Origin of the sequence: Corynebacterium tuingiense, from assembly GCF_046718165.1 — a bacterium.
Lineage (GTDB): Bacteria > Actinomycetota > Actinomycetes > Mycobacteriales > Mycobacteriaceae > Corynebacterium.
Map to the genome: position 1 here is coordinate 2,274,441 of NZ_CP177101.1, position 21,998 is coordinate 2,296,438.

At 60.6% G+C, this 21,998-nt stretch carries 22 protein-coding genes; 12 read left to right on the forward strand and 10 right to left on the reverse strand.

What is annotated here, in order from left to right:
• Positions 1–90: 90 nt before the first annotated feature.
• The gene (locus ACLI1T_RS10770; protein WP_411702664.1) at positions 91–1,722 is read right to left on the reverse strand and encodes a lysophospholipid acyltransferase family protein; all 1,632 of its coding nucleotides are present in this window, start codon (positions 1,720–1,722) and stop codon (positions 91–93) included.
• Positions 1,723–1,749: 27 nt separating this feature from the next.
• Entirely contained in the window at positions 1,750–3,006 is a 1,257-nt protein-coding gene (serS, locus tag ACLI1T_RS10775) for a serine--tRNA ligase (RefSeq protein ID WP_411702665.1), read from the reverse strand.
• A 65-nt stretch (positions 3,007–3,071) separates the two neighbouring features.
• Between serS and ACLI1T_RS10780 the strand changes: the two genes are divergently transcribed.
• Genes ACLI1T_RS10780 through ACLI1T_RS10790 form a run of 3 tightly spaced genes read left to right on the forward strand, consistent with a single transcriptional unit; the run spans position 3,072 to position 5,246 of the window.
• Positions 3,072–3,821: a GntR family transcriptional regulator gene (locus tag ACLI1T_RS10780; RefSeq protein WP_349863991.1), complete on the forward strand. Its 750-nt coding sequence runs from the start codon at positions 3,072–3,074 to the stop codon at positions 3,819–3,821.
• Between the two features lie 27 nt (positions 3,822–3,848).
• The gene (locus ACLI1T_RS10785; RefSeq protein ID WP_239269313.1) at positions 3,849–4,898 is read left to right on the forward strand and encodes a septum formation family protein; all 1,050 of its coding nucleotides are present in this window, start codon (positions 3,849–3,851) and stop codon (positions 4,896–4,898) included.
• Positions 4,899–5,246: a metallopeptidase family protein gene (locus tag ACLI1T_RS10790; RefSeq protein ID WP_349868028.1), complete on the forward strand. Its 348-nt coding sequence runs from the start codon at positions 4,899–4,901 to the stop codon at positions 5,244–5,246. It begins immediately after the preceding gene.
• Here ACLI1T_RS10790 and ACLI1T_RS10795 read toward each other — a convergent pair.
• Together ACLI1T_RS10795 and pheA are read right to left on the reverse strand one after the other, a co-directional pair.
• Positions 5,243–5,896, reverse strand: coding sequence for a histidine phosphatase family protein (locus ACLI1T_RS10795; protein WP_349887265.1), 654 nt, complete (start codon positions 5,894–5,896; stop codon positions 5,243–5,245). The genes ACLI1T_RS10790 and ACLI1T_RS10795 overlap by 4 nt on opposite strands.
• A 9-nt stretch (positions 5,897–5,905) precedes the next feature.
• The gene (gene pheA / locus ACLI1T_RS10800) at positions 5,906–6,814 is read right to left on the reverse strand and encodes a prephenate dehydratase (protein WP_411702666.1); all 909 of its coding nucleotides are present in this window, start codon (positions 6,812–6,814) and stop codon (positions 5,906–5,908) included.
• A 33-nt stretch (positions 6,815–6,847) separates the two neighbouring features.
• Between pheA and ACLI1T_RS10805 the strand changes: the two genes are divergently transcribed.
• The 3 genes from ACLI1T_RS10805 to ACLI1T_RS10815 are packed head-to-tail and all read left to right on the forward strand — an operon-like array spanning position 6,848 to position 10,016.
• On the forward strand, positions 6,848–7,984 hold the full coding sequence (locus tag ACLI1T_RS10805; protein ID WP_349887263.1) for an amidase: 1,137 nt from the start codon (positions 6,848–6,850) through the stop codon (positions 7,982–7,984).
• Entirely contained in the window at positions 7,981–8,691 is a 711-nt protein-coding gene (locus ACLI1T_RS10810) for a CPBP family intramembrane glutamic endopeptidase (RefSeq protein WP_411702667.1), read from the forward strand. The genes ACLI1T_RS10805 and ACLI1T_RS10810 overlap by 4 nt, the downstream gene beginning before the upstream one ends.
• A 59-nt stretch (positions 8,692–8,750) precedes the next feature.
• Complete coding sequence (locus ACLI1T_RS10815) at positions 8,751–10,016, forward strand: LCP family protein (RefSeq protein WP_411702668.1); 1,266 nt, start codon at positions 8,751–8,753, stop codon at positions 10,014–10,016.
• 285 nt (positions 10,017–10,301) lie between these two features.
• Here the strand turns inward: ACLI1T_RS10815 and ACLI1T_RS10820 are convergent, their stop codons facing one another.
• From ACLI1T_RS10820 to ACLI1T_RS10830, 3 genes are read right to left on the reverse strand one after another with little or no spacing between them, the layout of a single operon-like run.
• The gene (locus ACLI1T_RS10820) at positions 10,302–11,222 is read right to left on the reverse strand and encodes a DUF5926 family protein (protein ID WP_349868034.1); all 921 of its coding nucleotides are present in this window, start codon (positions 11,220–11,222) and stop codon (positions 10,302–10,304) included.
• A gap of 17 nt (positions 11,223–11,239) precedes the next feature.
• A complete protein-coding gene (locus ACLI1T_RS10825; protein ID WP_239269321.1) occupies positions 11,240–11,944 on the reverse strand; it encodes a glycerophosphodiester phosphodiesterase family protein in 705 nt (234 codons plus the stop codon).
• Positions 11,944–12,891, reverse strand: a complete 948-nt coding sequence (locus ACLI1T_RS10830; RefSeq protein ID WP_349868035.1) for an L-lactate dehydrogenase — start codon at positions 12,889–12,891, stop codon at positions 11,944–11,946. Before ACLI1T_RS10830 ends, ACLI1T_RS10825 begins: the two co-directional genes overlap by 1 nt.
• An 87-nt stretch (positions 12,892–12,978) precedes the next feature.
• Here ACLI1T_RS10830 and ACLI1T_RS10835 point away from each other — a divergent pair, with 87 nt between their 5' ends.
• Positions 12,979–14,721 (forward strand): alpha/beta-hydrolase family protein, encoded by a 1,743-nt coding sequence (locus tag ACLI1T_RS10835; RefSeq protein ID WP_411702669.1) that lies wholly within the window; start codon positions 12,979–12,981, stop codon positions 14,719–14,721.
• Here the strand turns inward: ACLI1T_RS10835 and msrA are convergent.
• A complete protein-coding gene (msrA, locus tag ACLI1T_RS10840; RefSeq protein ID WP_239269324.1) occupies positions 14,718–15,365 on the reverse strand; it encodes a peptide-methionine (S)-S-oxide reductase MsrA in 648 nt (215 codons plus the stop codon). The genes ACLI1T_RS10835 and msrA overlap by 4 nt on opposite strands.
• A 164-nt stretch (positions 15,366–15,529) precedes the next feature.
• Here msrA and ACLI1T_RS10845 point away from each other — a divergent pair, with 164 nt between their 5' ends.
• The 3 genes from ACLI1T_RS10845 (at position 15,530) to ACLI1T_RS10855 (ending at position 18,718) form a co-directional block, all read left to right on the forward strand.
• Positions 15,530–16,132: a superoxide dismutase gene (locus tag ACLI1T_RS10845; protein WP_005279684.1), complete on the forward strand. Its 603-nt coding sequence runs from the start codon at positions 15,530–15,532 to the stop codon at positions 16,130–16,132.
• Between the two features lie 125 nt (positions 16,133–16,257).
• Positions 16,258–17,409 (forward strand): MFS transporter, encoded by a 1,152-nt coding sequence (locus ACLI1T_RS10850; protein ID WP_411702670.1) that lies wholly within the window; start codon positions 16,258–16,260, stop codon positions 17,407–17,409.
• A gap of 10 nt (positions 17,410–17,419) precedes the next feature.
• Positions 17,420–18,718: a copper oxidase gene (locus ACLI1T_RS10855; RefSeq protein WP_411702671.1), complete on the forward strand. Its 1,299-nt coding sequence runs from the start codon at positions 17,420–17,422 to the stop codon at positions 18,716–18,718.
• On the opposite strand, the gene ACLI1T_RS10860 is transcribed toward ACLI1T_RS10855, so the two are convergent.
• Positions 18,715–20,148: a TM0106 family RecB-like putative nuclease gene (locus tag ACLI1T_RS10860; RefSeq protein ID WP_411702672.1), complete on the reverse strand. Its 1,434-nt coding sequence runs from the start codon at positions 20,146–20,148 to the stop codon at positions 18,715–18,717. The genes ACLI1T_RS10855 and ACLI1T_RS10860 overlap by 4 nt on opposite strands.
• Positions 20,149–20,216: 68 nt before the next feature.
• On the opposite strand from ACLI1T_RS10860, the gene ACLI1T_RS10865 reads away from it, so the two are divergent.
• A complete protein-coding gene (locus ACLI1T_RS10865) occupies positions 20,217–20,849 on the forward strand; it encodes a DUF6474 family protein (protein ID WP_349868039.1) in 633 nt (210 codons plus the stop codon).
• A 193-nt stretch (positions 20,850–21,042) separates the two neighbouring features.
• Positions 21,043–21,354: a histone-like nucleoid-structuring protein Lsr2 gene (locus ACLI1T_RS10870; RefSeq protein WP_239269329.1), complete on the forward strand. Its 312-nt coding sequence runs from the start codon at positions 21,043–21,045 to the stop codon at positions 21,352–21,354.
• A 4-nt stretch (positions 21,355–21,358) separates the two neighbouring features.
• On the opposite strand, the gene ACLI1T_RS10875 is transcribed toward ACLI1T_RS10870, so the two are convergent.
• Positions 21,359–21,997, reverse strand: a complete 639-nt coding sequence (locus tag ACLI1T_RS10875) for a response regulator (RefSeq protein ID WP_239269330.1) — start codon at positions 21,995–21,997, stop codon at positions 21,359–21,361.
• Position 21,998: the final 1 nt, after the last annotated feature.

Genomic DNA, 21,998 nt, shown 5'->3' on the forward strand with positions numbered 1-21,998 from the left:
CCGTAAGCAGTCAATTTCCACCCTTTGCTTAGCCCTCCAAAAAGAAAACCACCCCCTCACGGGGGTGGCAACGCCAACGTTTGCGCCTGGCTAATCTTTTTGTAGCCGGGCCATCGCTTCCAAAACCTCGGACATCCCTGCGCGCTCGGCGGAATACGTCACAGCCTGCGCCTCCTTGACCACCTCGATGGGTGCGGTCTCTAGAGCAACGACCGGGATGTGATTCAAGAATTCTTCATCCCCTGGCTCATTACCAAAGACCAATGTCTCGCTCGGCTTGGCGTCCAAATCATCTAGGATGCAGTCCACGCCGGCGGCGGCCGTGGCCGAGGTAACCTTCATCGCTTCCTTGTCCACGAGCAGCTTTTCGGCCTGCTCATCAAGCTCGATATGCCACACCGCCTGCGGGACATCGAGATCCGCATCGCACGACACCACGATAAGTACCTCCGCCGCGGGGTAGATGCCTTCTAGCGCCGCCTTCAACCGCGGGGTCAGGGCATCGTCCTCCCAGTTCAGTGCGCTTTGGTGCGCCACCACTACGCGCGGGATATCAGAAAACTGGGCCTTGAGCCGGTGCGGCAGGCGGGAAACGATCAGCCGCGATTGGGTCGCTGCGGCGAGCAGTCCTTGCTCTACCACGGATCCTTCCCAGATCTCCTTGCTGCTTGCGGCAATAGAGGCCTGGGCCTGCGCTACGTCGGACTTCAATTGCGCCATGACATCGGCGACCTTATCCTTGCCTTCATCCAAGCCACGGGTCGCCTCCTCCACCACGGCATTGAGATTGGTTTTGACCCAATCCAAGGTATCGGCCGCGATGTGCTTCTTTTCCTGGGACTCGTCGCCTTCGTGTGCTTCCTGGCCTTCCTTACCTTTAGCAGAGGCCATGTGGTTGCGCACGAGTTCCACGGTGGAAACTGAAACGCGCTCTTTGAGCCCTACCAGGTCATCGCGCAAACGACGCACCCGGTGCCGCTCCGTTTCGACCTCCGCATCGCGCGCTTCGGCTTCTTCAAGCGTCGGGGCAGAACCGCCCTTGCGCGCGGGAACCCAATATTCGCCGGCGGGCATGGGGCCGAATTCCGCCTCGTAATCCTCCCAGAGTCCCTCCAGGGCCTCCTGCATACGGCGGCGGATTTCTGCGGTATCGGCTTCTGGATCCCCAGTGGGGTAATACGGCTCGAGCGCCGTAATAAAGACCGGAGTCTTGGTGCGTCCCAAGTTCTTCTTGTGGCCCTTCGTCCACAGGCGCTGCGAACCGAACATCACCTGCGGGACAACCGGCACGCCGGCTTCAAAAGCGATGCGGGATGCGCCGGTTTTCATGCTGCGGATTTCAAAGCTGCGGGAAATCGTGCCCTCAGAAAAGACGCCGACGAGCTCGCCGGCTTCGGCAAGCTCCACCGCCTTGCGCAAGGACTCTTTGCCATCGATGCGGTCTACCGGCACGTGCCCCATGGCGCGCAGCAGGGCACCCACGCCCGGGGCGCTAAAGATGCTGGCCTTGGCCAGAAAGCGCACCAAACGCTTTTTGCGATAGGCAATGAACGCACCGAAGAGAAAATCCATATACCCAGTGTGATTGCACACGAGGACGGCACCGCCGTCATCAGGAATATTTTCTTCCCCCGACAGGCGCATCTGTAGGCCTTGGGCCAAGGTGAGGCCGCGCCCAATGTGGGTGATTTGGCGGTACAAGAAATTCGTCGCAGCGTTCATGGTGCTCCTTTAGCTTTGCTTCGCAGGCTACTGCGGCGTGAGAACATCCTTGCCCACAAATGGGCGCAAGGCCTCTGGAACAACGACGGAGCCATCGGCTTGTTGGTGGTTTTCCAAAATCGCCACGATCCAACGGGTGGTGGCCAGGGTGCCGTTCAAGGTGGCGGCTACCTGTGTTTTCCCGTTCTCATCACGGTAGCGGGTGGATAGACGGCGGGCCTGGAAGGTGGTGCAATTGGAAGTAGAGGTCAGCTCGCGGTAGGTGCCTTGGGTTGGCACCCACGCCTCGTTATCGAATTTGCGGGCAGCCGAAGAGCCCAAGTCACCGCCGGCGATATCGATGGTGCGGTACGGCAATTCCATCGCAGCCAGCATTTCCTTTTCCATGTTGAGGAGCTTTTGGTGCATGTCCTCGGCGTCTTCCGGCTTGCAATAGACAAACATTTCTAGCTTGTCGAATTGGTGCACGCGCAGGATGCCGCGCGTGTCCTTGCCGTGGGAACCGGCCTCCCGGCGGAAGCAGGAGGACCAGCCGGCGTACTGCAGAGGGCCATTGGACAAATCGATGATCTCATCCTTGTGGTAGCCAGCCAGGGCTACCTCGGAGGTGCCCACGAGGTAGCGATCATCGGCCGGAAGGTAGTAGATCTCATCGGAGTGCTGGCCCAAAAAGCCCGTGCCGGCCATGATCTCTGGGCGCACGAGGACCGGCGGGATCATCAGTTGGAAGCCAGCTTCCCGTGCCTTTTGCGCCGCCAGCATCAGCATTCCCAGCTGTAGGAATGCGCCATCACCGGTGAGGTAGTAGAAGCGGGCACCGCCAACCTTCGCACCGCGCTTGACGTCAATGAGCCCCAGGGACTCGCCAAGCTCAAGGTGGTCCTTAGGCTCGAAATCGAACTGCGGAATCTCGCCTACTTCTTCAACGAGAACAAAGTCATCTTCGCCACCGGCGGGCGCGCCTTCGACGACGTTATCGATCTTGTACTGCAGCTCTTCCACCGTGGCCTCAGCAGCGGACCGAGCCTCTTCCGCCTCTTTTACCTTGGCTTTCAGCTCATCTGCGCCTTCCAGCAACGCCGATCGCTCTTCCGGGGAGGCCTGACCAATCTTCTTGCCCAGGGATTTCTGCTGAGAACGCACCTCGTCTGCCTTCTGGATGGCAGAGCGACGCTTCTCATCGGCGGCAAGGAGCTGATCCACGAGCGAGGGGTCTTCCCCACGGGTGACCTGAGAGGCGCGGACAACGTCTGGGTTTTCACGGAGTAGCTTGAGATCAATCACGGAACTGATTCTAGCGCACTGCCATTGCCTTGCCGTGGTAATAACCAGCGAATTATTATGGAACCATGTCCTCTCTAGAATTGCCGGCCCGCGAAATCAGCGATGGCCCCACCCCCAAGCACGCCCAGTTGCACGATATTCTGGAGGAATTATGTAATACCACCCTCAAACCCGGTGATATCCTCCCCGGTGAGAGACTCCTGGAGGAGACCTACGGTGTCTCCCGCATTACGGTGCGCCGCGCCATTGGGGATCTCGTTGCCGCCGGCAAATTGCGCCGCGTGCGCGGTAAGGGAACCTTCGTTGCCCCCAACCCCTTGGTATCGCGCCTGCATCTGGCTTCTTTTTCTGATGAAATGAGCGCCCAGAACGTGGTGGCTTCCTCCAAGATCCTCAACAGCGGCCGCGCCAGCGCACCGGAGGCGGCCACCAACTTCTTTGGCACCCCTGCCACAGAGGAACAGATTCATTTGCGCCGGCTGCGCTTGGGCGATGGCGAGCCTTATTCCATCGATGACGGCTGGTACAACTCCACCTTTGCGCCGAGCCTGCTGGAAAATGACACCTATAACTCGGTGTACTCGATTTTGGATAAGACGTTTGGTGTCCCCATCACGGACGCGGACCAGACCGTATCCGCCATTGCCGCCAATGAGGAGATTGCGCCGCTTCTCGATGTCCCCGTGGGTTCCCCATTGCTGCACATCGTGCGCTGCTCGCGTTCGGGGGATAAGCCCGTGGAATGGTGTTCCTCGGTCTACCGCACCGATAGGTACCACCTGAATACCCGCGTTTCCCGGGATACCTCAATCTAGAAAAGACCCTGCTTAAGAGGTAAGATAATGGGCCTTATGAAGAAATCACCTGCGTGGCGTTCCGCTGTGGCCGTCCAGATTGCCTTGATCTCAGCAATCGCGGCGGCCGTTTTCATGGGTATCTACGGCATTGTCAGCAACCACGGCTCCAACGGGGCCGATAATACGGCCTCTTCCGAGCAGTCCGCTGAGGGCGGTGCGGGTGGCTCGGGATCCTCCGATCCGAAGACGGAGCCTTTTACCTCCGCTTCCGCTGGGTCCTGCGTGACGTGGGATATCAACGAGGATGGCTCTGCCGCTTCCTTCAAAGAGGTGGAATGCTCGGAGCAGCACCGCTTTGAGGTCTCTACCGTGGAGGATCTCAGCGTCTACCCCACCAGCGAATTCGGCCCAGATGCCTCGCGGCCCGCGCTTACCCGCCAGCACCAGCTGCGCGATGAGCTCTGCGAATCCGCCACAGTGAGCTACCTGCACAGCAAGTGGGATCCGCACGGCAAATACGATATTGCTTCCATCCTGCCGCCGGAATCCGCGTGGGATAACGGTGACCGCACCCTGCTGTGCGGCCTACAGACCACCGATGATCACGGCGTGCCGCAATTGACCACCGGCAACGTCGAGGCCTCCGAGCAGGCCAATCTGGCTAAGCCGGGCGAGTGCTTGGCCATCGATGATCAGCAGGTACCGCACGTCGTGGACTGCGGCCAGCCACACCAGCTGGAGACGGTATCCGTCATCGACTTGGGCAAGAAATTCCCCGACGCGTACCCGGACGGCAAGGAGATGGATAAATTCCTCTCGGATACCTGCACGGCCGCCGCTGAGGATTACTTGGGCGGGGAAGAGCAGCTCTACCAATCCACGCTGCAACCGTTCTGGGGCACCGTATCGGAAGAGTCCTGGAATGGTGGCACCAAGTCCGTGAACTGCTCGCTCGTCCACGCCCGCGATGATGGCGGCTTCTCCTCCATCACTGGTACCGCCACCGGTGGCCGCCAGGCGCTCTCCATCGATGGCAACCCGCCGGAGGAGCGCCCTGAGCGCAACCCGATTCGCGATGATAAGCCGGCGCCGTAAATGTATTCCGTCTCGCAAGAGCGCTTCGAGGAGATGGTCAATGACGCCCTCGATCAGGTGCCCGATGAATTCGTGCGCAAGATGCGCAACCTGGTGATCCTGGTGGAAGAGGAAAACCCCGATAATCCCACCTTGCTGGGACTCTATGAGGGCGTCGCTTTGCCTCGGCGCACATTTGACCACACCGGGTATTTGCCCGATGCGATCTTCATCTATCGCAGCACGCTGCAGCGCTGGGCCACGTCAGAAGAAGACCTGGCCGAACAGGTCAAGGTCACGGTCTTCCACGAGCTAGGCCATTACTTTGGCATGGAAGAACACGAACTGCACCAGCTGGGCTGGGGCTAGAGCTCAATATCGGCCCAGCGGGTAAGCGTCCACTCGCCAAATTTCTTGCCGCGCGGTTCCATGACGGTAAAGCGGCAATTGGGCATATAACCGGTATAGGCAAAGTCCGCATCCGCGCCGGTGGCGTGCTTGGTCACCACCCGGATGGCGGCGCCGTGGCTGACGAGGATGACATCGCGGTCATCGGCAAGCTGCGCCGCAATCTCTTCCAGCGCGGGCTGGAAACGCGAAAGCACGTCGTGGAGCCGCTCGCCGCCTTCCATGGCGGCCTGGCTATCGCCGTAGCACCAGCCGCGCATGGCCGTATCGTGGCTGCGGTGGGCGGCCTCGCTGGCATCGAGCTCCCAATCGCCGGCGAAAATCTCCTGCACATTCGGGATGACATCGATGGGAATGGAAAAGCGCGGCAGGTTCCGCTCCTGTTCAAAGGCGCGCGCCGCCAAGGTGGCGGTCTGCTGCGCCCGCAGCGCAATAGAGCACTTGAAGTCGACCTCGCGATCGCCCACGAAGCCTGCTAGTTCCCGGCCCACCTCCGTGGCCTGGTTGCGCCCCAGATCCGTAAGCTCCGCGCCCGGCGGCCGGGTATCCAGCAGCCGGGAGACGTTGGAATGGGTTTGGCCATGGCGCAGCAGGATGATTCTTCCAGTCATGCGTCCAGATTATTGACCCCTGCGCGCCCTCGCCACCCAGGCATCCGCCTCAGCCAGATCCCGCGGTGGGTGGCCGGCGGGCGTCGCGGTGGGCCAGGAGCCCAAAAAGCGCAGTTCCTCCGCCCGCAACCACACCGCGCGCAGGGCCTCAGCAACCGGCTGGTCATCGATATGCCCAATCAGGTCCACATAGAAGCGGTAGGTACCAAAGGTCTGGCGGGTCGGCCGCGACTCGATCCGGGAAAGATCCACCCCACGGTGGGCAAAGTCTTGTAAGGCCCCCACCAGGGTTCCTGGCTGGTTGGGCAGGGTGAAAATGACGCTGGTGCGATCCTGGCCGGTGCGAGCGGTCGGGCGACCCGGCAGGCCCACCAGGACGAAGCGGGTGGCCGCGCCCTGTACGTCGGCCACGCCGCTCGCTTTGGTTTCTAGGCCGAAGATTTCTGCCGCCCGCGCTGGCGCCGCCGCAGCGTCGACCTCCCCGCGCACTACGGCCTGAGCCGCCGCCGCGTTCGAGCTCGCCGGCACGAATTCCACGCCCGGCGCGTTCTCCGCCACCCAGCCGCGAATTTGTTGAAAGGCCACCGGGTGCGTGCTCAGGCGCGTGATGTCTTTCGTTCCCGGCCGGGCCATGATGCTGAAGGTCACGGGGATATCTACCTCCCGGTAAATCTGTACGGGATCGCCTTCTACCAGCGCGTCAAAGGTCGTCGTCACCGCCCCGTCCACGGAGTTTTCGATGGCGACGCAGGCATAATCGGCCTGCCCGGCGCGCACGGCCGCCACCGCCGCCGATGGCGAGTCCACTGGTAGGGTCTCCACGGTCTCCCCGCGCGCTTCCCACTCGGCGGCGAATTTGTGCACGGCGGCCTCCGTGAACGTACCGGCAGGACCTAAGAAAGCGATGGTTGTAGTCATGCCCGTCACCTTAGCCCACTAGACTGGTGCGCCATGGACTTTTCCATAGAACGACTGCGCGCGGATGTGCAGGGCATGGGCCCCGCAGAGCACGGTTTTACCTACCTGGATCTGCAGCGCACCCCCGCCCGCACCGGCCGGCTGCGCGGGTGGGTCCTATCTGCAAAGGATCTCAACGATGTCGCGGGCATGCCCACCACTTTGGGCAATGCCAACCGCACGTACTATCCCGCGGTCAGCGAGCCGTTCATCGCGACATTGGAAAAGCAGGGCGCGATATTCATTGGCAAGTCCTCCACCCCGGAGTTGGGCTTGCGCGTCGATACCGAGCCGGTGGATCTTCCCCACCCCGATAATCCCCTTTATCCAGGACGCACCCCGGGCGGTTCTTCTGGCGGCGCGGCCGTCCAGGTAGCCCGCGGCCTCGTGCGCGCGGCGCAGGCCAGCGATGGCGGCGGTTCCATTCGCGTTCCCGCGGCGGCCTGCGGGGTCGTGGGCTTTAAGCCTGCGGGCAGCAACCTGGGCGCGGAGGGTTTCATCACCCGCACCGTGGCCGATAATGCCTTTCTGCGCGGCCACCGCATGATCACCCCGCGCGCCCGCATTGGGCTGTTGCTTGAGCCCCTATTTGCCGCGACTCGGGTAGAGTCCCACCACCTGCGGGCGGCACGCGAGGCCGCGGATCGTCTGCGCGCTGCGGGGTTCGAGGTCGTCCCCATTGCGCCTTATCCGCAGGCAGGGGCCACTTTTGCGCATTTCCGCGAGATCTTTACCTCCCGGTTTGTGGGGCTGCCGCAGGCAGAGGGCTACGCGGCTTGGGTGGCCCAGCAAGGCGCTACCGTATCCGCCGCCGAGCTGAGCGCGGCGCAGCGCCATGTCCGCCACCTCCCGGAGCTTCTTGCGCAGCAGTGGCGGGTCGATGCCATTATCACGCCCATGCTCACCGCGGATCCCCCGCCACGGGGGCATTTCCTGTCCCTTCCGCACGCGGAGAATTTCGACGCCCAAACCCGCTGGTCCCCGTGGGCTTCGCTGTTTAATATGGCCCAATTGCCCGCCATCTCTGTACCTTGGGCCATCCCCGCGCACCCGCCCGTCGGCGTGCATGTGGGAGGCATTACGCTTTCCGATGCCCAACTTTTAGGCCTCGCCCACATCCTGCACCCATGACCAAGAAACTACGCGCCGAGCTGCTCATCGTCCTCACCCTGACCTTTGGTATTTCCGGGGTCAGGGCGGTGTTGCGGCTGATCAATTCGCTGGCTGCTCCGCAGGCGCTCAATGAGCAATCCGTCACGCTCAATTCCAGCCAATCCAGCCTGGCGTGGGTGGATTTGGGCCTGCAATTGTGTTCGGCGGCGGTCCTGTTTGCTTATGGTGCGCTGGTACTTTTCCTGCTGGCACAAGACCACATTAAACCGGCTGCCTACCGCGCCTCTGATTGGTTGCACGGCGCGGGGCTTGCCGCGCTCATCGGCATCCCGGGCTTAGTTTTGTATTTCGTCGCAGTGCAGTTTGGCTGGAGCAAAGAGGTCATTCCCGGTGACTTCGATAATGCGTGGTTAGAGATTCCGGTCTCCCTCATCAAGGCCGCCGCCAATGCCTTTGCGGAAGAGACCGTGGTGGTCATGTGGCTAATGACCAGGCTGCGCCAAGCGCGCTGGACGCTGCCGGCCGCCTTGGCGGCAAGCTCCATTCTGCGCGGTTCATATCACCTGTACCAGGGGGTATCGGCCGGCTTTGGCAATCTCATCATGGGCGTAATCTACGGCTACTACTATCACCGCACCGGCCGGGTGTGGCCACTTGTCATCGCGCACTTTCTTATCGATGCGATCGCTTTCCTCGGCTATTCCTTCGGTCTTTCCGTACTTTAAGTATGGCGTGCTCGCGAGGAAAGCGGGGGAATTGGCCGGCGCCTTGTAAGGTATAGCGCATGACTGAATCAGGACGAGATCCGCATCGGGAGGCGCGCCGCGCTGGCGATAGCTCATCCAGTGAGTTCGTCCTTGGGGCCGATGGCCGTCCCCTCAAGGACCGCTACGGTCGGCCCATCCGCCGCCGGCCGCGCACGAATCGTGCCGAGCCGCAGCAGCACATCCCGCGCCAGGAAACCCCTACCCGTTACCCCAGCCAGTACCGGGCCCAGCAGCAGCGTTCCGCGCAGCAACCACCACAGCGGCCACCACGGCGATCGCAGCCGCAATCGCCGCAGCAGCTGCAACAGCGCTACCAGCCACAACAAGCGCAGCAACCGCCCCGCCGCCACTCTAAGCCGCACAGCCGCCGGAAAAAGACCAATCCGGTCAAGCGGTTCTTTGGGTGCGCCGGCATCTTTGTCCTCGTCGTCGTGGTCTGCAGCCTCATCTTCGCACTGTGGGCCGATACGCGCCTGACACGCGTGGATGCCCTCCCGGATGAGCAGGTGGCCAATACCTCCGGCACCAATTGGCTATTGGTGGGATCCGATTCCCGCCAGGGCCTATCCGAAGAAGACCAACAAGCCCTCGGCACCGGTGGCGATGTGGGCGAGGGCCGCACCGATACCATCATGCTCCTGCATATCCCACGCTCCGGCCAAGCCCAACTGGTCTCCATTCCGCGCGATAGCTACGTGGAAGTACCCGGCTTCGGCATGGATAAGATCAACGCCGCCTTTGCCTACGGCGGGCCAAAGCTCCTCACGCAAACCGTGGAGGGCAATACTGGCCTGCACATTGACCACTATGCCGAAATTGGCATGGGTGGTTTGGCCAATGTGGTCGATTCCGTCGGCGGCGTTGATATCTGCGTGCCAGAGCCCATTAATGACCCGCTGGCGGGCATCGATCTGCAGGAAGGATGCCAGAAGCTTGAGGGCGGCGATGCGCTGGGTTATGTGCGCACCCGCGCCACCGCGATGGGCGACCTCGACCGCGTGCAGCGCCAGCGCGAATTCTTCGCGGCGCTGCTAGATAAGATCACCTCCCCGGCCACGCTGATTAACCCCTTCCGGTCGATTTCCCTGATTAACCACACCGCCTCCTCCTTCATCGTGGGCGATGGCGACCACGTATGGCACCTGGCCCGCGTGGCGCTTGCGATGGGCTCCGGCGTGGACACGGAAACCGTTCCCATTGGCGGGTTCCAGGACACCGTCGTGGGCAATGTCGTGCTCTGGGACGATGAAGGTGCCCAACAACTCTGGGACTCCATGAAATAGGCCTGAACTCAATCTTCGTATCGAAAAAACGTTATTGAGAAACCAGCAAGTGTGGTTGCTATGATGAATTCAGGGTAAATTCTCCATTCCACAGGATCCATAGAAAGCATCCTAATTATGCCAAGCATGAAGGCTATTGCGCTGGCGGCTGCGAAAGCCCAAGCTATGCGCCGAGGCCCAGAGTTTTTCTTGTTCATGCCTTAACTCGTCCTAACTAGATTGCGAAGAAAGCGGCCCTTTTCTCCTTGTCTCTTCGAGGTAAAGGGCCGCTTTGGTGTGGTGCGTTTAGCGCAACGTCACCTGGCGGGACTTGATGTTTTCTAGCTGTTTGCGCTCTTCTGCGTTCAATTGCGCATCATTGGAGATTTCTTCTTCCAAGGCCTTATCTACGCCCGCGAGCTTGTCCTCATAAGAGGAGCAATCAACCTCGGGCTGCACGTCAAAGACGGGAGCGATGAGGCCGTGGGTGCGGAATACTCCGGCGAACTTGGTGTCCTCGCCCAAGTTCAGCTCGCCGCGCGCGGCGACTCGCGCCAGGGCATTGAGGAACGCGGCCTCATCGTCGTTCGGGCGCACCCAGCGCACGTGCGCTTTGCCGCCGCCGGCATTGGCCCAAAAGGCGGTGCCGGTAATGTTGTTGCCCACCTGGTGGGATTCGATAACCGAATCATTGGCGGCGCGCATGGACTGCGATACCTCAGGGGTGACCTGCGCGCCTTCCGGAATCCACCAACTGAAGTCCTGGTGGACTTCGATGTCGAGGGTAGTTGCGGCATCGATAAGCTCACTAAGCGCCGGCTGCGAGCCATCGGCCGCGGTCGATTCCAAGGTAGAGCCTGGCTCGTTGTTCTTGACCCAGTTCAGGGCGAAGGCCAGATCCCGGCCAGGGTTGTGGGTGTGGGACTGCACCTGGAGTGCCACAAAAGCATCGCCGCCGAATTCCTCATCGCGGATCAGCGCCGCGGTGGCGCCCGGGAGGACGGTGGAGACGTAGACGTTCCTATCGCAGCCCTTCACGTCGAGCTTCGCAAAAGCAGAAGGCACGAACTCTTGCATGGCAACAAGGGAGGCCTCCGCTGCGAGGCCGCTATAGGGGCGCGGGTCTTTTTCCAAGGCGGCGCGCTCTTTGGCGCGGGCAGCAAGCTTCGCCTGACGGCGGGACATGCCCTCAGGCAGGTCTTCTTGTTTCTTTTTCTTCTTGGCCATGCCTCCAAGATACCTGCCTACAGCTCAATAGCGCGCAGGGCCACCTCCGGCTGATTGGTGGCAAGCATGTCCACGCCATTGGACCAGGCCCACTTCATGTCCTCCGGCTTATCAACGGTCCACATATACGTGGGCAAGCCCTGCGCGCCGATAATGGCCGCCTGCATCTTGGCGCGCAGCAGGGAAACCCCCAGGGCGCTCGGCCGCGACCACATGAAATCCGAGCGATTAAAATGGCGTTCCCAGTCTCGGCGCAGGTAAATGCGGTCAATATGCGGTGCCAAAATCTTCATGCGCCGGATGGCTTTGTGGGAAAAGGAAATAACGTGAATGCGCGGATCCTCATCGAGCCCGGCGGCGCGCAGTCGTTCCATGACCCGCTTTTCCAAGGCGCTACCTTGCCCGGAGGGGTGCTTGGTTTCAATATAAAGGTGGTGGGGCTTGTCCCCCAGCATGGCCAGGAGGTCATCGAGAAGCATCATGCGCTGCCCCTTGCCGATGTCGACCTCGCTCAGCTCCTGCCAGTCCATCGCCGAAACCCGCCCGGCGCGCCCCGTCGTTCGCTCCAAGGTGGGATCGTGCTGGACCACCACCTTGCCATCGCGGCTTAACCGCACATCGCACTCCACGCCATGGATGGGAAGCTCCATGGCCTTTTCAAAAGCTAAGGGGGATAGCTCCGGATATTTTCCGGAATATCCCCTATGCGCGACGATGTGCACTAGCCGAAGAACTTCTCTTTGATGTCATTGAGCGTCTTTGCAGAAGCGTCGAAGCGTTCCTTTTCGTGCTCGTTGAGCTGCAGCTCTACCGGCCGAACGATGCCGGTGCGGTTCACGATGGCCGCGGTACCGATGTAGAGGTCTTCCACGCCGTACTCGCCCTGCAGGTAGGCCGAGACGGGAAGCGCCACGTCCTGGTTTTGGATGATCGCGGCGGTAATGCGCGCCAGCCCCATGCCGATGCCGTAGGAGGTCGACCCCTTTGCATCGATAATGGAGTAGGCGGCGTCGCGGGTTTCTTCAAAGATCTTTTCAATGCGCTCGGCGTATTCCGGATCCTTTTCCAGCTTCTGCGAAAGCGGGACACCGGCGACATTCGCGGTGGAGACGGCGGGCAGCTCAGAATCGCCGTGCTCACCAATGATGTAGGCGTGCACGGACTTCGGGGCCACGCCCTCCAATTCACCCAGCATGTAGCGGAAGCGCGCGGAGTCCAGAATCGTACCGGAGCCGATGACCCGCTTGTGGTCAAAGCCGGAGGCCTTCCATACTGCATACGTCAGGATATCGACCGGGTTGGTGGCGACCAAGAAAATGCCGTCGAAGTCATTAGCGATGACATCTCCGACGATGCTGTTCATGATCTTGACGTTCTTATCCACCAAGTCAAGGCGGGTTTCGCCGGGCTTTTGGGCGGCGCCGGCGCAGATGACGACCATGTCAGCGTCCGCACAATCTTCGTAGGTGCCCTTGGTGACGCGGGTACGCTGTGGCGACCAGACCACACCGTGGTTGAGGTCCATGACATTGCCTTCCAGCTTCCGCTCATCGATGTCGATGATGGCCAGGTGGTCGACGATGCTCTGGTTGACAAGTGCGTAGGCGTAAGCGACTCCCACGTCACCCGCGCCAATGAGAACGACTTTATTTCCTACATGATTTGCCATGACCCCATTGTGCAACGCCGGGCGGGGTTTTGCATGCGGAATGTTTCACACTGCGCAACGAGGCATGTTCTGGGATAATGGGCAACCATGAAACGCGCCTTCAGCCGCGCTGCACTAATTTCTCTTGGCGTAGTCGCGGATCTCACGCCCGTCGTCCGCATGACCAGTCGGCAGACGTTGCCGCCCCATATGTCGGCCGGAATCTTAGGCGCAGAGCTGGCCACGTGGGCCGCGGTATCGCCGTCCTTGCTGCCCCGCCCGTGGTGGGTGACGGCAGCGAATGTATCTATCGGCCAGGCCATCGGGCACCTCGGGGCGGCCTCGACGAGTTTCGTGCTCAACCGGCTGGGCAAGCGCCCCCAAGACCGCTTGGGCCCGCAGCACCGCCAGATTTTGCACTTAGCGATTGGCGCCGGCACCGCCTTCAACGCGGCGCTCTCACTGCGCAACCAGGAAAAGCAGGCGGGTTTGGTCAATAAGCAATTGGTTCGCGGTCCGGCTACCGCGGCCATCGGCCTAGCCGCCGGCACCGCCGGATACGGCGCGCTGCTCTTGGTGGGCGAGGCCGCACAACTGACCGTGACCAAATTATCGCGCCAATTGGGCCGCTGGGTTCCAGCACTCGTGGCCTGGCCGGTCGTTACCGCAGGCCTAACGGTGGCCGCGGTGGGGCTATCGGACCGCGTGGTATTCCGGCGCTGGATCCGTTCGCTCTCCCACAAGGCCCAGCGCCTGAATAAACAAATCTTTCCCGGCACGTCGATGCCCTGGGAGCCGGAGCGCTCCGGCAGCCCGTGGTCACTTGAACCTTGGTCCGCGCTGGGGCAACAGGGGCGGCGGTTTGTCTCCAACGGCCCGCGCGCCCGCGATATTCGCAGCATCACCGGCGCTCCCGCCAAAGAACCCATCCGCATTTATGCCGGCTATATCCCAGGGCGTTCTTTTGCCCAGGCGGCGAAGAAGGTGCGCTCAGAATTGCAGCGCACCGGTGCGCTGCGCCGGGATACCATCGTCATTCAGATGCCCGCGGGATCCGGGTGGATCAATAACTGGGGCGCGAGCTCCTATGAGTTTTTGACCGCCGGTGATTGCGTCACCGTCACCATGCAGTATTCCTACCTGCCCTCGGTTTTTGCCTACCTCGTGGATAAAAACGCGCCCAAGCGCGCCGCCGCGGAGCTCATTTCCGTGGTCCAAGAAGAAATTGACAAGCTCCCGGAAGAAGACCGCCCGCGGCTCTACCTTGCGGGGGAATCCCTGGGTGCCTACGCCATTATGGATAACTTCCAGAACAAGGAAGAACTCCTGGCCGCCTGCAGCGGCGCGGTCTTTTCTGGCCCACCGCGGATGACGCACTTTACCCAGCGCCTGCGCCGCGATATCGCCTCGCTCGAGCGGCTCCCCGTCATCGATGGCGGGCAACACGTCCGCTTTGTTGCCCAACCGGAACACTCGCGCCACGATGCCTTTGGCAACGATTTTCCTTCCAGCTGGCGCCGACCTCGCGTGCTCATCGCCCAGCATGCCTCCGATGCCATCGTGTGGTGGGACCTGAACCTGATGTTCCGGCGTCCCACCTGGATGCACGAACCCCAACCGGAGACACTCCGGGCGGATACGCTCCGCCACCTGCGCTGGGCGCCGTTTATTACTTGGTGGCAGATTGGCCTAGACCAGATCAACTCCCTGAACGTCCCAGGTGGCCACGGGCATAACTACTTTCAGGAAATGCTCTGGTACTGGGACGAGGTCCTAGGCTCCCAATCGCGCCTGAACCTCACTTCAAAGTTAGCCGGCAAAATCGCCGGATTTATCCGGCTCGACGCCTAATCGCACTTCACACCGGTGCTGTGGTGCGGGCAGTATCCGTTCGGCACCTTGTGCAGGTACTGCTGGTGCTCGTCTTCGGCCAAGTAGTACTCGCCAGAGTCCGTATCAGCTAAGCGCTTAACTTCGGTCGTGGTTTCCCCAAAACCAAATTCTTTAAGCTTATCCGCGTAGCTATCCACGATTGCTTGGATCTCTTCCCGCTCTTCTTCGGTGCGGGGATAAAACGCGGAGCGGTACTGCGTGCCCACGTCATTTCCTTGGCGGAAGCCCTGCGTCGGATCGTGGGCTTCCAGTGCCTTCACCACGAGCTCGCGCAAGGAGATCTTCTCCGGGTTATAGGTGACCTCGACGGTTTCTGCATGGTTGGTTTGCCCGCGGCAGACCTCATAATACGTGGGATTCGGAGTCGTGCCACCGGCGTAGCCAACCGAGGTGGACTCGACGCCATCGGTCTCCCAAAACATCTTCTCCGCGCCCCAGAAACAGCCCAGGGCAATCAAGATCGATTTCTGGCCGTCCTTCCACGGACCGGTAATTGGGGTATTTAGCACCGCGTGCGGGGCTGGGTCCAAGACCGGCTCGCTGCGGCCCGGCAAGGCATCTTCCGCAGCCACCATCTTCGGCTCTGGTTTAAACATCCACATCAGGTAAAGCTCCTTTCTCCATTTCCCTTAATAACGTTGTACTGGGAAAATAGATTCCCGGGCCACTAAATATTCGCTGTAATTGCAGATTTCAAATTAATCATGGCGAAATCTTTCGATCGTGCCTATCATCGGGACACGTACCCGAAGAAAGGATTACACAAATGGCTGTTTACGAACTTCCTGACCTCCCATACGCATACGACGCACTGGAGCCACACATCTCCGCAGAGATTATGGAGCTCCACCACGACAAGCACCACGCAACCTACGTGAAGGGTGCTAACGCTGCCCTCGAGGCACTGGAAGAAGAGCGCAACGGCGAGGCTAACCCAGACCGTATCCGCGCCCTGTCCAAGAACTTGGCATTCAACCTGGGTGGCCACACCAACCACTCCATCTTCTGGAAGAACCTGTCCCCGAACGGTGGCGGCCAGCCCACCGGCGAGCTGGCAGAGGCTATCGACCGCGACTTCGGTTCCTTCGAGAAGTTCCAGGCACACTTCGCTGGTGCCGCTACCTCCCTGCAGGGTTCTGGCTGGGCAGTGCTGGGTTACGACCACATCGCTGACCGCCTGATCATCGAGCAGCTCACCGACCAGCAGGGCAACGTTTCCGTTGACTTCACCCCGCTGCTCATGCTCGATATGTGGGAGCACGCTTACTACCTGCAGTACAAGAACGTGAAGGGCGACTACGTCAAGGCCGCTTGGAACGTCTTCAACTGGGACGACGTTGCAGAGCGTTTCGCTGCAGCTAAGAAGTAACTTCTAACTTAGTTACTTTCCGCCGCCTTTCCTTACTGGAAGGGCGGCATTTTTATGCTTGCACTAACCCCATCAAGGGTGTGGCGCAATTTACACCGCCGCCCGTGAAGAGAATGCTGGTATGCATGACCAGAAACCGGCGCGCCACCATTGCCATGCTCCTGTTGGGCTTGGCGGTGTTTTCTAGCCTCTATACCACCCAAGCAATTTTGCCCACGTTGGTAACGGATATGGGCATCTCGCACACGGAGGCGGCCATGACCGTTTCGGCCGCCACCGGCGCGTTAGCCATCTGTGTGGTTCCAGCGTCCATTCTTTCTGAGCGCTATGGGCGCGGGCGCATCCTCCTCATTTCCGCCATCGCCGCCACTATCTTGGGCCTCATGGTGCCCCTGGCCCAAGAGGGCTGGCAGCTCATTGCCCTGCGCGGGCTGCAGGGCGCGATGTTGTCTGGAGCACCGGCGACGGCGATGGCCTGGTTATCGGAAGAGCTCGAGGATCACGCTTTGCCTAAGGCGATGGGCCTTTATATCGCCGGCAATTCCGTGGGCGGGCTCACCGGCCGCATCATTCCCGCGGGCCTCGTGGAGTTTTCCTCGTGGCGCTGGGCTCTGCTCGGCTCCGCCGTGGTCTCCCTAGCCTTTGCCATTACCTGCTGGCTCCTCCTGCCCGCCCAGCAAAACTTTCACCCCAAGCCAATTCACTTCCGCTCCGAGCTGAGCGCGGTCTTTGGGCACTGGGCAAATAAGGATCTCGCCACGCTATTTATCGTTGCCTTTTTATCCATGGGCACGTTCGTGTCCATGTATAACTTCCTCACCTTCCGCCTAACCGGGGATTTTGTCCTGTCCCCGGCGCTAGCTGGTTTTGCCTTCCTGTTTTATCTCTCTGGCACGTGGTCCTCGGCCCGGGCGGGCACGCTGGTCGCCCGCATTGGGCACGGTAAAACCATGGTCGGTTCTGCCGCGCTCTTTACCGTGGGCATTATCCTCTGCGCCGGCAACCTGGCCATGACGCTTATCGGCATGGTGTGCCTGACCGTTGGTTTCTTCGCGGTGCACTCCACCGCGTCTGGCTGGGTGGGGCAATTGGCCACCCACGACCGCGCCGAGGCGTCCTCGATGTACGTTTTCTGCTATTACCTGGGCTCTTCCATCGTGGGCGCCTTAGCAGGCGTGCTTTTCGATGCCCTCACCTGGCACCAATTCATCGCCTGCTTCACCGCCTTTGCGCTCGCTCTCACGGCATTGACTTGGACCAAGGTTAAATCCGACTAAACTCGGTTTTATGCCTCAAGATAAGTGGTCGAGCCGCACCTGGCACCGCAAAGCCTCACGCCCCGTGTCCATCTGGATGATGGTCTTCATCGTGGTGGGCGCAGCGCACATATTTGTGCCCAACTATCGCTGGGTACTAATCCACCTCTTCACGTTGGGCCTAGTCACCAACAGCATCTTGGTGTGGTCGCAGCACCTGACTGAAAAATTCGTGCAACAAAAATTGCCGGATTCCGCCCGCCCCAAGCAGCTCGCGCGCATCTATATCCTCAATATCGGCATCATCATCGCCGTGGCGGGCCAAATCCTCGTGCAGTTCTGGGATCATCACTGGATACTGACCCAGATCGGTGCCATGCTTATCGCGCTCACCGTTTTATGGCACGCGGTGTCCTTGTTTACCCAGTGGCGAACAGCTAAGGATAAGCGCTTCCGCCCAGTTGTCGGCGCCTATGTGCTGTCCGCGCTGTGCCTGCCGGTAGGTGCGGTCTTCGGCGCAATCCTGTCCATTCACCCGGGCGATCCGCAGTTGCTCTTAGCCCATATCGCCGCCAATATCGGCGGTTTCATCGGCCTTGCCGCGGCAGGTTCTTTGACCATCCTCTTTCCCACCATCTGGCGCACGCAGGGCACCAATGAACGCATGTCCTCCTCGTTCCTACTGCTTACCCTGGGCGTGGTGGCAACGACCATTGGCGCATTTTTGAACTTCCCGCAGCTCGGGCTGATTATCTATTGCATCGGCTGGATGCTAAGCCTGCAGCAGTGGCTTGGCAATGTCATCGACGTCGCCCGCGCACCGCGCGATCGCGTTAACTTTGCCTCCGTTTCGGTGCTGATGGCCGCACTCTGGCTGGTGCTATCCCTGGCGTACTACACCACGCAGCACTTCCTCGTTGCGGAACCAGGGCTTCCCACGCTCGGCCTCGTCGTGGGTTTTGCGGCGCAGCTGCTCATCGGAGTCATGAGCTATCTTCTTCCCACCACCATGGGCGGTGGCCCCGGCGCGGTCCGCGCGGGACTGCAAGAGCTGGATCGGTGGGGCCTGTTGCGCGCCACATTCGTCAATGGCGGCCTGCTTATCTGGATAGGCACGGATATCTCCGTGCTCAAGGTAGTGGCCTCGCTGCTATGCATTGGCTCTTTGGCGGTCTACCCCATATTCATCGCCCGCGCGGTCAAGGCCCAAAAGCAGGTGCTAATGAAAAAGGCGGAAGGTCCCGAGCCAAAGACCATCGCGGACTGGAACCAAATCTATATCGGCCTTGGCATCCTGCTGTTCATATACATTTTTATTGCCGCGCTCTAGAGCTCCGGGATTCCCGGCGCGCCGTCGCTCATCCACTCGCGCACTATCCGTGTGGCGTGGACATCCCCGGCGTTATAGTCCAAGAGGCGCTGCCGGACGCTCATATCGCCCGCTAGGGCCTCCCGGCGAGCGTTCACGGATTCCTCGCCATCAAAGTCCTCGTCCGGCCACCGGAATCCCGCCACTGGGGCCACCACTTTGAGCCCCAGCCCAAAGGGCCCCGCGAAGGATCTCCTCACGTAGGCAAACATATCCACCCACTCTGGGGAAGAGATAAAGTCTTCTACTTCCCGTTCATCCACCTCCCGGAAGCGCTGCGCGGAGCGGCGCATCCAGTGATTCTCACCGTGGGCGGAATAGCAATAAGCGGCAAAGGTCTTGCCCTCTGCATGCGCCGTATCGCGCAGCCGCATCAACCACCGCCAAAATTCGGCGAAGTTCTCCGCCTCAGCGCGCCCGCCCAGCGGCTCCCACGTCACGAAGGGGTGGTACTCGCCTTCGAACCACGCACCCCACAGGTAGGCACCCTGGTCCATGTAGGCTTCCATGTCCACATCCACCTCGACATCCGCCCGCGGCACCGAAGTATCCCCGCGGCGCAACAGCGTCTGCCCAGAGCGCCACGCGGCCGCGAGACGGGAGGGCTCGCCCACATTGGCATCGATAAGCGCCTGCACCGTGGTAATCCCGCGCTCGCGGAAGGGGCGGGCGCGATCGCCCGGTAAGAAAAGGGAAATATCGTCCGCCGCCACCAGTTCTTGCTCGCACAGGGGCCAGAACCTGCAACTCGCGCATTCTTTGACCCGCACCGGTGCGGTGGGAAGCGGCTTATCCCAGGCGCGCTGCACGTCAAACTTCGCCGTCTCCGTGAAAAAAGCCTGCTGGCGGTCCTGACCAATGGCACCGCCCCGCCCGGAGTTCAGGCCCATGTCCTCTAAGGCCTCGGCGGCGAGCGCCAAGCGATAGCCATCGACGGCATGGTGGCGGGCCTTGTACGGAACCTCCATGGGCTCGCTCAACCCAAGGCGGTGGGTGGGCACGGCAAGCGTGGTTTTCTTTGGGTGCTTGCGCGCGACGCGGTGGTTGCTCACAATAATGGGGGTATAGGAGCCCGCCTCCCGCAGCAGCAATTCCACGTGCACTTTCCACTTTTCGGTGGCAAAGACCGCATTAGTGATGTGGGTATAGCCGGAGGCCAGGGCCTCCAGCGTTGCCATGGCGCGTTCCCAATCATCGCCTTCTAGATCGATGCGCCGGAAACGGCCAGGGGCTTTGCGCGGGAATAATTCCATCACCGCGTCTACGGCGGCGCTGTGGCGCTCGGCGCGAGCGATCGAGGATCGGGTGCGCGGAATCTCCGGGTGCGCGCGCCGCTGCACCAAGCGATAGCGGCACCCAACGAGATCCGAAGCTACAACGACATCCTCCACACCGGGTGAGCTTAATAGAACAGCAAGGTAATGTTGAATCCAGACTCGATCAAACGTAAGGGAAAATTATGAGTATCCTCAAGAAATTGAAAAAGGCTCGCCAAGAAGCGCGCGCGCAGGCCAAGGCGGCGAAGGCGCGCGCCAAGGCTGAAGTAAAGGCCCAGTCGAAGGATCGCCGCCGTCAACAAAAGCTCCTTGCCAAGCAAGAAAAGCACCTCGTCAAGGCCGAAGAAAAGGGCCTTAAAAAGCGCCGTAAACACGAACAGAAAATGGCGGAAAAAGAACTGGAAAAGTTGCGCGAGGGCCACTTTAATGCCGGCAAGGTCAAGCGCTATGCCGGCGCACTGCGCACCGCCGCCCCGCTTTTGCTTCCCCTCGTTTATCGCGCATTTGTGGGCCTTAAGTCCGAAAAAGAAAAGCGCAAGGCTCACAAGGCGGGCGTAAGTTCGGCAGAAATGGCCTCCTTTTCGGGTTACGGCGCGCCGCTCAAGGCCCGCACCGCCGGCATCCGTAATTCCCTCAAGGATGTAGATCTGCCCGCCGGCTTCAAGCGGGACGTGCGCGAGCGCCTCGAGGAGGTTGATTCCGCGATCGATAACGCCGAATTCATGACGGAGCAGCAGCGTCGCCGTGCACATAAGACCATTAGCGGAGAGATCGATTCCGTTACTGCGGAGATTCAACAGCGCCTCGGCGCTTAATTTCTCCTTTTCTTTCCACCAGTCGCCGTTCACCTTTCTTTAAGGTAGCGGCGATATTTTTATACGTAAGCGCCAATAAGTAAATTTTTATTGTCTATTAATTTCTACACTGGCAGAATTGAATTAAAGTTAATTCAGATTCCAAATTCCAGTATTAGTCCAACATATCTACGCAATAAACCATGGAGGCACTATGGCACGCCGCGAAATCACGCAATTTTATGATGACCTTGATAATAAACTCATTGGTGAGGATGAATTAGAAGTAGTCCGCTTCAGCGTCAACGGGCGCAGCTACATCATGGATCTATCCCGCGACAATGCTCGCCGCTTCCATGAGGCAATCGCTCCCTTTGTCGAGGCCGCACATGCCGCCCCCGATGCCGAGTCCCCACAGGTCGATCCCCGCAAGGTCCGCGAGTGGGCGAAAAAGCAGGGCCATGACGTAGCGCGCCGCGGCAAAATCCCCCAGGATATTATCGACGCCTACAACTCCGCCCACTAGACGCTTAGAGCACGCCCTGTTCCCTGGCGGCCGCCACCGCAGAGGTACGCGAGCGCACACCCAATTTGTCATAAATGTGCACCAGGTGGGATTTCACCGTGGCCTCAGAAAGCATGAGGTCTTGACCGATCTGCCGATTCGAGGCCCCCGCCGCCACCAGTTGCAAAACCTCTAGCTCGCGCGGGGTCAATGAGGTGCGGGGCGTGCGGACTCGGGTCATGAGGCGGTCTGCCACGATGGGCGAAAGTGCCGAGTCCCCCTCCGCCGTGGAATGGACGGCATCCAAAAGCTCCTGCGGTGGGGCGTCTTTTAGGAGGTAGCCCACCGCGCCTGCCTCGATGGCGCCGAGGATATCCGCATCGGTGTCATAATTGGTGATGACCAGCACCTTGGGCGGCGTGCTCATGGTGGAGCGAATCTGCGCGGTAGCTTCGACGCCACCCATAACGCGCGTTCCTTCCAGGCCCGCCCCGAAGCGCAGGTCCATGAGGATGACATCGATACCGCCTGCTTGTGCCGCAGACACCGCTGCCTCCGCCGTCGCTACCTCGCCCACTACGTCGATATCTTCTGCACCTTCGAGCACCGAACGCAGCCCCAGCCGCACAATCTCGTGGTCATCTGCCAAAAGGACCCGAATCACG